Below are 13,438 nucleotides of genomic sequence, written 5' to 3' on the forward strand. Positions count from 1 at the left end.
CATGAAAGTAGATTATAAACGTTTATTACATACCTATATTACTTTATTTATTGGATTGATACTTATTTTAGTCGTTATAATAGTTGTTACTTTTAAAGTTATTACTATAAAGAAGCCTAATGGGGATATGGCATTGAGTAATTGGCCAAGAATTTTCACCCAGAAATTTTCAGAGGAAATTACAGTTAATAAAGACAAGCATTTTATTACGGAAGAGGGAAGAGAAAAGCTTAAGGAAAATAAATTATGGATTCAGATAATTGATAAGGATGGTAATGAAATTGAAAGCTATAATAAACCTAAAAATGTAAAGCAGCGATATTCTCAAGTTGATTTATTAAAGCAACAAAAAAGTAATGAAGTCTTTATTAGCACTGTTACCCTTGATGGAAAGGACTTTGTTTACCTAATAGGCTTTTATAATAAAATATCTAAGGTAACTATGTATTTAGACAATAATGAATTTATAAGTGGTAAATCAATTATTCTCCCTATACTTGGAGTTATTATTTTTATAGTTATTGTTTTGGGGGGAGTTTATGGCATTAGATTAACCAGGGAAATGTCTAAAATAATTAGGAGCTTAGAAAAAATATCCTTAAGAAACTATGAGGCTAAAGAAAGTAAAGGGGAATTTGGAGTCATTTATGAGAATCTAAATAGGTTAGACAATGAGCTTAAATTAAGAGAGAAAAAGAGATATATGGATGATAAGTTAAGAAAAGAGTGGATTTCTAATATAACTCATGATTTAAAAACACCTTTATCACCTATTAAAGGCTATGCAGAGCTAATAGCTAACCCAATTGGGAATAATAATTTGGAAAAAACTCAAGTTTATGGGAAAACTATATTAAAGAATATTCTCTATGCAGAAAAGCTTATTGATGATTTGAAATTAACCTATCAGCTTGAAAATGGTATGCTGCCTTTAAACAAAAAGAACGGGAATATAGTGAGGTTTGTCAAAGAAATTGCAATTGATATATTAAATAATCCTGAATTTAAGCATAAAAACATTAATTTTCATAGTGATGAGGAAGTTATTAATATAGACTATGATTGTCTTCTTTTAAAAAGGGCTTTAATGAATCTAATATATAACTCAATTATTCATAATGATGATGACACAGAGATTAAAATACTTATAGAGAAATGTGGAAATACAAGGATATGTATTTGTGATAATGGAAGAGGCATGAGTGAAGATGAAGTAGAGAATCTCTTTGTAAGATATTATAGAGGAGCAAACACGGATAAGAAGACAGAAGGAACAGGACTTGGGATGGCTATAGCCAATGAAATAATTCAAGGACATAATTGGAATATTTATGTGGAAAGTGAATTAGGAGAAGGGACAAAATTTATAATTGAGTTTTAACATTAAGGTAGTCTTAAGGTTAAATGAAATGGATATTAAGGTTGTTAGTTTATTATTTTTAATAAGCTAACAATTTTTTTGTACAGAAAATATGGTTAAACAAAAAATAAAACGGAGTTAGTGGGCGCAGCTGCTCCTATTTTATTAAAAATGAAAATAAAAAAGTGGGTGAATAAATGAAAATTATATTTAAGTATATTTTAAATAACATTAAGGAAAGAAAGACTAGGACAGCTGTTATGCTGCTATCTGTAGTATTTTCTACTACTTTATTATTTGTTTCCCTTACTATAGGAGATTCTTATAAAGCAGCTCAAAGAAAGATGGAAAGAGGATATTCAGGGACTGCCACAGTAAGTGTAAAAGCAATGAAGAATGAAAATGAACAATTTAAATTTATTAAAGAAGATGTAGTAAAAAATCTAGACAAAATTAAAAGTAAGGTAGGAATAATAAAAAGTACAGGATTATATTGTGAAAATGGATATTTTGAAAACTTTGATATATTGGCAGCAGATTTAGATGGACTTAATACTATTAATAAACCAAGGCTTATGGATAATGATTTAAGTAACTTTAGTGGATATAAAATAATTCTTCCAGAGAAATTTACAACTAAATATAAGATAAAAAAGGGAGACAACATAAATATAACAATTAATCAAAAAACTATCAACTTTCAAGTTTATGGAATTGCAGCCTATGATACAGTATTTTTAAGAAGCACTAGAGGATTTAATGCATTAATTCCAAAGGAAGCCTTAAGAGATATTTTGAACATAAAGGATGAATATACTGAAATTCTTTTAGAGCCTAAAGAAAATATTGATACTAATACCCTAATAACAGAAGTATCAAAAAATGTACCTCAAAATAAATATAAAGTTACTGCTGTTGTAGATGAAAAACAAATAGAACAGGATGCAAAACAAAAAACTATGCCTTTTCTCTTAATAAGTTTTTTTTCGTTAACAATGAGTGTTTTTATTATATATAGTAGCTATAAAGTTATTACAATTGAAAGATTACCCGTAATAGGAACATTCCGTAGTATTGGAGCAACTAAGAAGAAAGTTACAAAGATACTTATATTAGAAAGCTTAGTTTATGGAATATTAGGGGGTGGGATAGGAATACCTTTAGGGATAATTGTATTAAAGTTTATGCTGGGAGGAATGACAGAAAATCTTACACAAGGAGTAGAGATTCCTATGGTTATTACCACTCTAAATGTTATAATAACATTCTTTGTAGCGATTATTATGTCAATTTTAAGTGCTTATATTCCAGTGAAAAGATCTAGTGAAATTCCAGTAAAGGATATTGTATTAGGAACAGTAGAGGAAAAGTGTGTGACTAATAAATTTAAGATAAAAGTTGCAGTAGGTTTATTTATTATATCAATTTTGCTGCCTAATATATTAAAAGGGAATATGCTATTAATTGGAGGAGGAATATCTTTAATAACGTTAATAGTTGCTGCTCTTATCCTAATACCTATAATTACAGATGCTATTTCTTTAGTTTTAGAAAAAGTATATGCTGTGATTTTAGGTAATGAGGGAAAGCTTTCTGCAAGAAATATGAGAGGTAATAAGAATGTTACTCAAAGCATTACTCTTCTTTTTATAAGTATATCAGCTGTTATTGTGATTACTGTAGTAGGAAGTTTTGTAAGTACTTATATTGGAGATGTATTTAAAGGAGCTAAACTAGATGGCTTTACAGAAGCTAAGAATATTGATAAGGCCTTTGTAGATAGATTAAAAGAGAGTGACAATGTGAAATCAGTATTACCACTCTATGTTATTAATGGAACAATGACTTTGGACAGGTTTGGTACGAATAGAGTTGAAGGAGTCCATAGCTTAGAGGAGTACAATGATATGTTTGCATTAAAATATGAGGATAGTGAAAAGAAGAATAATGCAATTAAGAAATTCAATGAGGATAGGAATATATTATTAAATTATGACTTTATAAAAACGCTTAAAGTTAAAGTTGGAGATAAGATTCAAGTAGCTATGGGGAATAGTAAATATAAATATAAAGTAATTGGAATCTACAAATCTAGAGCTAATAACTCACAAGCAGTACTTCCATCTAAATATTTAGAAAGTGACTTTGGACAAAATGCCTATGGATTGGTAGTTTATACTTCAAAAGATCCAGAGGGGACAATGGCAGAAATAAGAAGTATGCATGGAGATAAGGAAAATTACAGCAGAACAGTGAAGGAGTTTACTAAGGATAGTTTGGAAGTGGTAACAGCCTTTTTAAAGCCATTAAATAGTCTTACTTACTGTATTTTATTACTAAGCACTATAGGTATTATAAACAATCTATTGATAAATTATATCCAAAAACAAAGAGAAATAGCTATGTATAGGGCTGTGGGGCTTAGTATAAAGCAGAGTGTAAAGATGACCTTAATAGAAGGTTTTACTTCAGGTATAATAGGTGCTGGAGCTGGTATGATAATTTCTTATTTAGAAGTAAGAACAATATTTATCGTGGCAGGACCTAGAATATCAATGAGTCCAGACTTTCAATTATCTACATTTTTAATAGCAGGATTCATAGGAATAGTTATAACATTAGTAGGTTCAATTGTTCCGATAATAAAGAACACTAAGATGCAAATAGTTGAAAAGATAAAGGCAGAGTAGTTTTTTTGGGAGGAGTTAATTATGAATAGTATAAATGGAAAAATTGCTTTAGAAGGAAAAGAGATAACTAAGGAATTTAAAATGGGCAAAGAGTCATTAATGATATTAAAAGACATTTCTATTAAGATTAATGTGGGAGATTTTGTATCAATTATGGGTCCATCAGGGTCTGGGAAAAGTACACTTATGTATATATTGGGAGGGCTAGACAAGCCTTCAACTGGTAAGGTACTTATGAATGGGGAGGACATATCAAAGTTTAATGATGATAAAAAAAGTGTTATGAGGAGAAGAAATATTGGATTTGTATTTCAATTTTATAATTTAATACCTAACTTGAATGTAGAGGAAAATATCTTATTGCCTGTGCTATTAGATGGTAATAAAACAAAGGATTATAAAAAGGAATTAGATAATATATTAGAGATTGTAGGACTTACTGAAAGAAGAAAACATACTCCAAAGGAATTATCAGGAGGGCAACAACAAAGGGTGGCAATAGCTAGGGCGTTAATTAATAATCCAGAAATAATCTTTGCAGATGAGCCAACAGGAAATCTTGATAGCAAGACTGGAACTGAGATTATGGAACTACTTAGAAAGATTAATAGGGAGAATAAAAAAACGATTATAATGGTTACTCACTCAATGGAAACGGCTGAGTATGGTAGCAGAGTAGTGAACATTAAGGATGGGGGAATTGTTTAGCCTTGATGAAATTACTCATATAGGTGAAGTTACTCCATAAAAATAAGCAAATTTATTTAATGACAAATAAGAGTAGTTAAGTTTTGGGAGGAGTAAGATGGATGAAGAACATGCTATGATCAGCATTCAGCTATCGTGCTTCGCCTCCATCATTAAAAACCACGAATAATGACCGTACTGGAGAAATCTAGTACGGTTTTTTCGAGTAGCAAAATTATTTATTATAATATCAGTATAAAAGGAGTGAATACGAGTGGAGGAATCATAAAGAAAAGAATAAACAAAACTCATAGCCCCTTTAGGGGATCTTTTATGACAGGTTAAAATTTACTTTCCTTTAAAACTTCAATGGTTTCTTTGCACCACTCAATAGATGCTTTTTCTTCTTTAATTCCAGCATCTATAATAAGTTCACGAAAAAGCTTGTGTTTCTCCATATTACACATACAAACAGGCTCGGTTTCAAAACTCTTTTTTAATGATTCTAGTGCTTCTTCATGCAAAGATAGTTGTTCTTCCAATTGAGTAATTACCAAATCTTTGCTAAAGTGTGTACCAATCATAAGTTTTGCAAGAAAAAGATTTCGAGTCTGAGGAAGAGGGGTTGTTTCTTTCATCCATTTGTCTAATTCTATCTTTCCTTTCTTAGTAATATAATAAATTTTGCTATTAGGAGTTCCCTCATTAACCTGAATATCTACATCGAGAAACCCATCCTTTTTCATCTCATTTAAAGTAGGATATATCTGGCTTAAGTTTACACTCCAGAAATTATTTATAGAATAATCCAATAATTGCTTTAATTTATAACCAGTCATACAATGAATATTAAGAAAACCAAGTAAAATGTATCTTAGAGACATAGTATTTCCTTTCTGTATTTAAATACCGTAATAATTTTTTATCTGTTTTGAGTTAATAACTTCTTTGAATGGTATTGGTAGTTTTTTATATCCTAGCATATAATTTTCATTATATCTGAAGGGAAAACCTTTATCAAGCATAAAAGTTACTAAACTTTTATTTAATCTTTTAGTGTGGAAAATCATAATATTCATGGGATTTATAATATTCATGATCAGCTTTCATAATAGATTTTTTGCTAAACACAAGATCTCGGAAAACCTTATGGCCTCCAACACCAAGGAAGGAATCACTTCTTTGCCAGTTAATTTCCAATGTTTTTGAAATTTTTTCTGCAAATGCCTCAATTTCTTTTGTTAACTCATAACTATTATTGAATTCATCAGTTATTATATCAAGTATAGGTGTCTTCCAAATTTGACAGGTTCCCTCTAATATTTGCCTCAAATTAGAATTTTGCTTTAATGGACCTGATATAATAAATCCAAGATACTTATCATTTAGCACAGGTCTGTGTCCGTTAAAGAAATTACGATCAAAGAAAGTTTTCCAGGTAGCACTTAGGTATCTATCCTTCATTGTACCAGCAAATATCAATACATCAGCAGTATTAATTTTTTCATAAAATAGTGCCTCAAAGCCGTCTTTGTAAACGCATTTACCGTCAGAAAGGCAGTGACCACAGCCCAAACAACCACCTTTAATATTTACTGTATGCAAGTTTATCACGTCTATTATGTTACCAAAACAAGAATTGAAGGTTTTAATCATATTGTTTATGTTCAAATCGTATGGTGTTGCATCAGTCAATAAGACTATTTTCTTATCTAGTACAATTTTAGTGTTTATTTGAGGCTCAGGTATATAATTAAAATTGTTACTTAGTAATGGTGCAAATGATTTTGAAATAGGAAGCTTTTTTTCTGAAATATAAAGAAAATATTCCATAAAACCCATAAAATTATTTCTTTTTTCTTCTTTGAGTAAGTCTAACATTTCTGCAGGAAAACCTTCTATGTAATTCATATCCCAATCATTACATACTGCATTCATGTAATTGTGTGCAGCATGATCGAAGAAATTGCCTGATGTTGAAATGGAAGTTGAATATTTACCTTTGAAAGCATAAACGCAATTTTTTTTATATACTAACTCAACAAATCTTTTCAATTGTGAGGGAACCATGTAATAGTAAACAGGGAATGACCAGATTATAATATCACTTTCATGTATAGTTTTAATCATTGCGTTGAAATATGAAGCGTCATTTTCAAGCTTTTTAATTTCTTTTCCTACATAAAATTCAGTATAGTTATGATTTGGTATGCATTCTATTAAATAATCCGTATGTTTTTTTGTTATGCTATTATTGCCTTTAGGACTTCCATGAATAATTGTTATATTCATTTATTGACACCTCCAATTTATAATTTTTAATGTAACATATAAAATAAGGTTACGTATATATAAATGGTTACATATATAAGCTATTATATATATAACCATTTATATATATAATAGCTTTAATTTGAATATTTTGTCAAGTGCTTCGTTATAAAATTTAAATGAATATAATGTAATAAGCATATTCTTTAATAAGCTGTAAAGTAGAGGAAATACTTATATTGAAGATGTAGAAATGATAAAAACTTCAATCATAAATAATATTGTAGATTATTATCTACAAATTAATCCAAAGAAGTATTTTGCAATAAGTGATTTATATAATGGATGAATAATGAAGATGGATATAAAATATACAATTCACGTTCAGTAGTTTATTAAACAGTATGAAAATGCTCTATTAGGTGCAATGCATATTTTAATTAAGAATACAAACTTAGTAAAATCAATATTTCATCTATCATTGAAACTCATGACAGTCTGTTATGTTTTTTGTTAATGCATTATAATTTAAAATTTTAAATGAAAGTTCTAATTTGAATATATCATACTTGTTACCTAATGATGTATTAAGTATATTCTGGATTTTATTAAAGCGGTAAAAAAATGTACTTCTATGTATATTTAATTGAATAGATGTAGCATTTGCATTCCTATTATTTTCTATATAGGTTTTTAAAGTTTTAAGCAAGTCTGTTTTATTTTGATTATCAAATTTAATGAGTTTTTTAATCCAAGGATGAACTAAAGTTAATAAATTTATTTTATAAGAATCATTGGTTGTACATATAGATATATTAAATAAATAATACTCTATATAATCTTCAAAATAATTTATAGTATTATCTATTTTCATACATGATGGTAACTTTAAAGCATATATAGATTGATAAAAGAAATCTTTTATATCTAATAAGTTTTCGAAAACCATGCTAATGCCACACTGTAAATTGTTTAATTTCAAAAATTCTAAAAGGGTTTGTTTAAGAGAATCATCAATAACTTCTTTATGTTCATTACTTATAAGAAAAATAATCCTATCTTTATAATATGTTGAAATACAATTCCTTAGTATATGCTTAAAGTTTTTTATTAATTCCTTTAATCCGAAATTATCTCTATAATCATTATATTTTTGTTTAAATGGTATTGAAAGTATGATGAAGTTTTCATATAAATTAAAATTTATGTATTTTAATCGTTTTGTTATGTATTCAATGTTATCTATTCTATTCATCAATAAATCTGTTAAATAATATTCTTCATCTAATCCAGAATTACTAATAAATAAATTTTCTTTCTGAAATTGAATGGAAAATACCTTAGATAGCACATTTGTCAATTCTAAATCTTCATCATTGAATTCTCTTTTACTTTGTAAAACAGATATATATCCAACAGTAATATTACTAATTCTAATAGAACAAAAAATTAAAATCTCGTCTGAGTTATAAAAAAAGGCGTTATCTGAATTATAGATTTTATCAATACATTTATTTTTTTTCATTAATTGAATAATATCTAGCAAAAGATAACTTTCTCCGTTATAAGTTTCTATACTTGAGTTGTCAAGTTTAGCCAAATTTGAGCGAGTGATAATGCGATAACTGGTATCTAAAATAAAAATAGGATTACCTAAAAAGTTTTCACCTATGTTGAGAATTCCATCTATACTATTTTCAGTAAATAAACTATTATAAATTTCGTATTTCTTTTTATATAAATCATTTTTTTTCTGCATAAGTTTCTCCTTATTTTATGTGAATTAAAAAAATGTCTAATTAGTAAGCAATTTTAGAAATTATTTTAAGACTTATTTTGGATGAATTCAACGTCTTCACATGTTAACATTATAACAAATGATTTGATTTTGTAAGCGGAAATTCATATCTTTAAAAAAATAAAACATAAAAGTATAAAACGCTTTAAGAAAAATATTAAGATTATCAAAAGGAGATTACATTATGGCTTTTACAGTATTAGGTATCACTGCAGGAAGAAAGAATTCAAATTCTGAAATTTTATTAAAGGAAGCATTATTAGCTTGTCAAGAACAAGGCGCAGAAGTTAAAATGATCAATTTAAGAGATTACAATATTATTGAATGTTCAGGATGCACAGCTTGTACACATGGTATGAGTAGTGGAAAAAATGTTGGGTGTACATTAAGCAAAGAAGACGATAAGCAGGCAATAATGGATGTTATGTTAAATGTAGATGCTATAATTGCATCAGCACCAACATATGATTTAATGCCAACAGCAACATTTTCAAAATTTATGCATAGAAATCTTGCATATGAATCAGCATTTTTAGAATCAATTGGAGCAATCGAACATAGAGATAGAGTTGCAGGATTAATTGCAGTTGGAGGATCTACTCGTTCATGGCAATCAATGGCTTTAGAAAGTATGCAAGCTACATGTTTTACCAATGACTTTAAAGTAGTAGATATGTATTTAGCAACAAGAGTACCAGCACCAAAACAATGTTTATTGCATGATAATATGATTGAACGTGCTCATAAGATGGGTGAAAATATCATGAAATCATTAAACACACCAGTATCAGAAAGAGCATGGCTTGGTGATGAAGGTATGGGATGGTGTCCAAATTGTCATTCAAACGCACTAATTTTAGGGGAACCTCAATGGGACGGATTATATTTTCCAGTTGAATGTCAAGTTTGTGGTGCAGGTGGAAATTTAGAAAAGACAGAAGAAGGTAAGTGGAAGTTTGTAATTCAAGAAGATGGATTAAGTCGAGATCGTACAAATACTGAAGGTAGAAAAGAACATGTAAAGGAAATTATTCATACACAAGGTGGTTTTTATACAGAAGAAAATCTAAGAAGAGTTAAGGAAAAGTTTGCTAAATATAAGGATTTAAAATTTCCTACAATTGAAATAAATTAAGAATGGATATGAAGTTTTGATGTAAAATAATAGTATCAAAGTATAATTAAGTAAATATAAAACTCCATTGAAATATAAAGTTTAATTCAATATTTCAATGGAGTTATTTAATTAATAATTTATTTTATTAAATTTACACCTAATTCAAATGCTTTTTGACAATCTAAAGGAAATTGTATTTTTCTATGTGATGCTTTTGCTTCTTCAGAAAAGGCGCTAGATTCATATTTTGAGTAATCATCAAATTGATAAGTATCATTTGAATACATAACTAATGGTTTTGTAAATATATGTTCAATAGTTTGTTCAATGTGATTGAAGGTTTTTGGATAACCAATTTGTTCCATAAGATTTTCTGGAACATTCATTGTGTAAATAAATGCTGTTGGCATTTTCTTTGGTGCAATACAAGAATAATTTTTATCATACACTAAATAAGGAAATAATAGTCTTTCTAAAAAAGCCAGTAGTTGAGCTGTTATATTACTAAAGTATATTGGTGAACCAAAAATAAGTCCATCAGCTTGAGATACCTTTTCTAAAACTTCGTAAATATCATCTTTTATAGCACATTTTCCATAACTTTTACCACCAAGTTTTTTACAGGCAAAGCAACTTTTACACCCAGTATAATTTAAATCATATAAATTAATTATTTCAGTTTCAATTTCTTTATCTTTTGCAGTTTTTTTTACTCCATCTAAAGCTTTTTGAAGTAATGTAGCTGTATTTTTATTTTTTCTTGGACTTCCATTAATAGCATAAATCTTCATAACAACACCCCTCATGTTTATTCTTTTTATTTATGATATAATTATATATCATAAAGGTATAAATATATAAGTACGCAGCTTTTTCTGCTCTAGTATAAAAAGTATACTATTAAATTTAAAAGAGGTGTGATTATGAGGAATGACACGGATTGCAATGAGCAATTTACTGATGGTAATAATATATATGAGACAAAATGTCCACTTATATATGCATTGGAAATTATTGGACAAAAGTGGAAGTTGCCTATCATGTGGTATTTATTTGAAAACAATTTTACTAGATATAATGAATTAAAGCGAAAAGTTAAAGGTATTACTAATATGATGCTTACAAAATCTTTAAAAGAATTAGAAGAACATAATCTTATTGTTAGAATTCAATATGAAATGATTCCACCCAAAGTTGAATATGCACTAACAGAAAGAGGTAAAGCATTATTGCCTGCATTGAATGAATTGTCTATATGGGGTGAAGAACAACTTAAACTTGATAAGGCGAAATCAAATTTTTAATTGATTACTATGTACTTTAATACATAATTTTGTTGTTAAATAACTTAAATGTAAATATATAACTAACTAAAGGAGGAAAAGCATTGAATTGGCAATTAAAAAAGTTTAAAGAATTAAAAGTTGAAGAAATATATAAAATTTTAGAAATAAGAAATAAAGTATTCATTGTAGAACAGCAATGTGCTTACCAAGATTGTGATGGCAAAGATGAAAATGCATATCATTTGTACCTTCAAGATAATGATAAAATTATTGCATATTTAAGAATCTTGAAGAAAGGTGTTTCATATGATGAAATATCTATTGGACGAGTATTAGTAAATAAAAATTATCGAGGTAAAGGTATATCAAGAGAAATGATGTTAAAAGCAATCAATTTTATAGAATTAAATTTAAATGAGAAAGAGATTAAAATTCAAGCACAGGCATATTTAATTAATTTTTATAAAAGTCTTGGTTTTAAAGAAGTTTCAGATGAATATTTAGAAGATAATATTCCGCATATAGATATGTTATATAAAAAATAAAACGATTTAAAATATTGAGATTTTTAAGTTCGTATTTTAACAATGTACCTAGATTTGATTTACTCAAATCTAGGTACATTCCATTCAGTATAAAACTTTAAGGCTTCTCCAATAAATTTAGAGGCATTATCTCCCTAGTTCTTATATTTTTTATTTTACAAGTTTATTCATGTTTTTAGCTATATTTTTCAGCTCATTTATATTTGCTTCAATTTCTTCACCTGCAGCAGCATTTTGAGAAATTGTTTCAGCTACAGTACTATATTCTGATATTGTGTTTTTAGTTATATCTGATATTTTTTTATTGAATTTAACAGCATTTTCAGTCTGAGAAAATAAAGTATTGGATGCTTCACTTATATCAACAACATTGCTGTTAAATGATTTTAAATGCTTGTTCATATCGTTTATTCTACTTACAGTTTCATTTATAATGCTGTTTCCTTCAAGGGATTTTTTATTATTACTACTCATTTGATTCTGTACTATGTTAATTTTGTTTTTTAATTCAGTTACTATTGCACTTGCCTGATCCAAAGATTGTTTTGTATCTTCAGAAAGTTTTCTAATTTCATCTGCCACCACTGCAAAACCCTTACCATACTCACCTGCCCTTGCTGCTTCGATTGAAGCATTTAAAGCAAGAAGATTAGTTTGTTCAGAAATATTTCCAATAATATTCAATATTTCATCGACTTTGGCAGATTTTTCTTCAAGGTCTTTAGTTGACTCAAATGTATTTCCTATTTTATCTTTTATATCTAAAATAATTGCAAGGGTATCATTCAATGATTTTTGATTCTCTTCTGTAATTTCCATCAGGTTATTTATCTTATTTTTACTATCTTTGATCTTATCAACAACGATCTCATTAGTGTTTAACAAAGTATGAAGAATAGCTTCATTGTTGTTTGATTTATCAAGCATTTCATCAGAGTTTTGAGATGCGAGACTTGTTGCATCTGAAACTTTAACAAGAGAACTTGTTTGTTCTGCAATAGCAGTACTTAAATTTTCACTAGATGATAAGATAGTATTTGAAATTTCAGATATTTTTTCAAATAGTTCAAGTAATTGTTCGTTTTCTTCCTTAATTTCAGCTTCTTTTTTACTAATTGATTTCAAGAGTTTTGATGCTATATAAACCATTATAAAGAGGAGTGTAAAAGTAATAGCTACAGCAACTACAGTCATACATATTTCTCCACTTGCCAATCTTTCATATCTAAGAATAGATGGATTATGAATAAATACTATTACAATACATAAAGCACTTAATACTATTGAAGCTATTATCATTTTAATATCAAAGAACAAAGCTCCAAGAATAACAAAAAAAATAGCTATCATCCATACAGAATTTAAATGCATAGTAAAATTAAGATACAAGTATTGGAAATACGTTATTGCTAAAGTTAAAGTTTTAGTTATATTCAAAGCTTTTGAGTCATCACCATCATAGGCAGCTACCCATTTATAGCACTTGTAAAATACTATTCCATAAATAGCAACAAGTATTCCAAGTATAACTAAGGCAGTTGAAGTTATTTCATTGTTTATGCCAATTAATTTCATACCAGAAAAACAGATAAAAGACATAATGCAACATATCATATAAATTGTTAAAACTAGTTTTAAAGATTTCTTATTGAATGTTTTTTGAAAGTTTTCTGTATATTCCATA

11 protein-coding genes are annotated in these 13,438 nt (G+C 27.8%); 6 read left to right on the forward strand and 5 right to left on the reverse strand.

Annotated elements, in window-relative coordinates:
- Position 1: 1 nt before the first annotated feature.
- The 3 genes from EG57_RS0204340 (at position 2) to EG57_RS0204350 (ending at position 4,758) form a co-directional block, all read left to right on the forward strand.
- The gene (locus EG57_RS0204340; protein WP_032076057.1) at positions 2 to 1,381 is read left to right on the forward strand and encodes a sensor histidine kinase; all 1,380 of its coding nucleotides are present in this window, start codon (positions 2 to 4) and stop codon (positions 1,379 to 1,381) included.
- 176 nt (positions 1,382 to 1,557) lie between these two features.
- Positions 1,558 to 4,050, forward strand: a complete 2,493-nt coding sequence (locus tag EG57_RS0204345; protein ID WP_032076058.1) for an ABC transporter permease — start codon at positions 1,558 to 1,560, stop codon at positions 4,048 to 4,050.
- 21 nt (positions 4,051 to 4,071) lie between these two features.
- The gene (locus EG57_RS0204350) at positions 4,072 to 4,758 is read left to right on the forward strand and encodes an ABC transporter ATP-binding protein (RefSeq protein WP_032076059.1); all 687 of its coding nucleotides are present in this window, start codon (positions 4,072 to 4,074) and stop codon (positions 4,756 to 4,758) included.
- 320 nt (positions 4,759 to 5,078) lie between these two features.
- On the opposite strand, the gene EG57_RS0204355 is transcribed toward EG57_RS0204350, so the two are convergent.
- The 3 genes from EG57_RS0204355 to EG57_RS0204370 form a co-directional block, all read right to left on the reverse strand.
- Entirely contained in the window at positions 5,079 to 5,621 is a 543-nt protein-coding gene (locus EG57_RS0204355; protein ID WP_032076060.1) for a PadR family transcriptional regulator, read from the reverse strand.
- Between the two features lie 169 nt (positions 5,622 to 5,790).
- Positions 5,791 to 7,029: a flavodoxin family protein gene (locus EG57_RS0204365; protein WP_032076062.1), complete on the reverse strand. Its 1,239-nt coding sequence runs from the start codon at positions 7,027 to 7,029 to the stop codon at positions 5,791 to 5,793.
- Between the two features lie 457 nt (positions 7,030 to 7,486).
- Positions 7,487 to 8,767 (reverse strand): PucR family transcriptional regulator, encoded by a 1,281-nt coding sequence (locus tag EG57_RS0204370; RefSeq protein ID WP_032076063.1) that lies wholly within the window; start codon positions 8,765 to 8,767, stop codon positions 7,487 to 7,489.
- A gap of 223 nt (positions 8,768 to 8,990) precedes the next feature.
- Between EG57_RS0204370 and EG57_RS0204375 the strand changes: the two genes are divergently transcribed.
- The gene (locus EG57_RS0204375; RefSeq protein ID WP_032076064.1) at positions 8,991 to 9,941 is read left to right on the forward strand and encodes a flavodoxin family protein; all 951 of its coding nucleotides are present in this window, start codon (positions 8,991 to 8,993) and stop codon (positions 9,939 to 9,941) included.
- Positions 9,942 to 10,060: 119 nt separating this feature from the next.
- On the opposite strand, the gene EG57_RS0204380 is transcribed toward EG57_RS0204375, so the two are convergent.
- Positions 10,061 to 10,714, reverse strand: a complete 654-nt coding sequence (locus EG57_RS0204380) for a flavodoxin family protein (protein ID WP_032076065.1) — start codon at positions 10,712 to 10,714, stop codon at positions 10,061 to 10,063.
- A gap of 132 nt (positions 10,715 to 10,846) precedes the next feature.
- Here EG57_RS0204380 and EG57_RS0204385 point away from each other — a divergent pair, with 132 nt between their 5' ends.
- Together EG57_RS0204385 and EG57_RS0204390 are read left to right on the forward strand one after the other, a co-directional pair.
- Entirely contained in the window at positions 10,847 to 11,227 is a 381-nt protein-coding gene (locus EG57_RS0204385) for a winged helix-turn-helix transcriptional regulator (protein ID WP_032076066.1), read from the forward strand.
- Between the two features lie 83 nt (positions 11,228 to 11,310).
- Positions 11,311 to 11,754, forward strand: coding sequence for a GNAT family N-acetyltransferase (locus EG57_RS0204390; protein WP_032076067.1), 444 nt, complete (start codon positions 11,311 to 11,313; stop codon positions 11,752 to 11,754).
- A gap of 150 nt (positions 11,755 to 11,904) precedes the next feature.
- Here the strand turns inward: EG57_RS0204390 and EG57_RS0204395 are convergent, their stop codons facing one another.
- Positions 11,905 to 13,437, reverse strand: a complete 1,533-nt coding sequence (locus EG57_RS0204395) for a methyl-accepting chemotaxis protein (protein ID WP_032076068.1) — start codon at positions 13,435 to 13,437, stop codon at positions 11,905 to 11,907.
- Position 13,438: the final 1 nt, after the last annotated feature.

This window comes from Clostridium drakei, assembly GCF_000633595.2.
GTDB lineage: Bacteria > Bacillota > Clostridia > Clostridiales > Clostridiaceae > Clostridium_AM > Clostridium_AM drakei.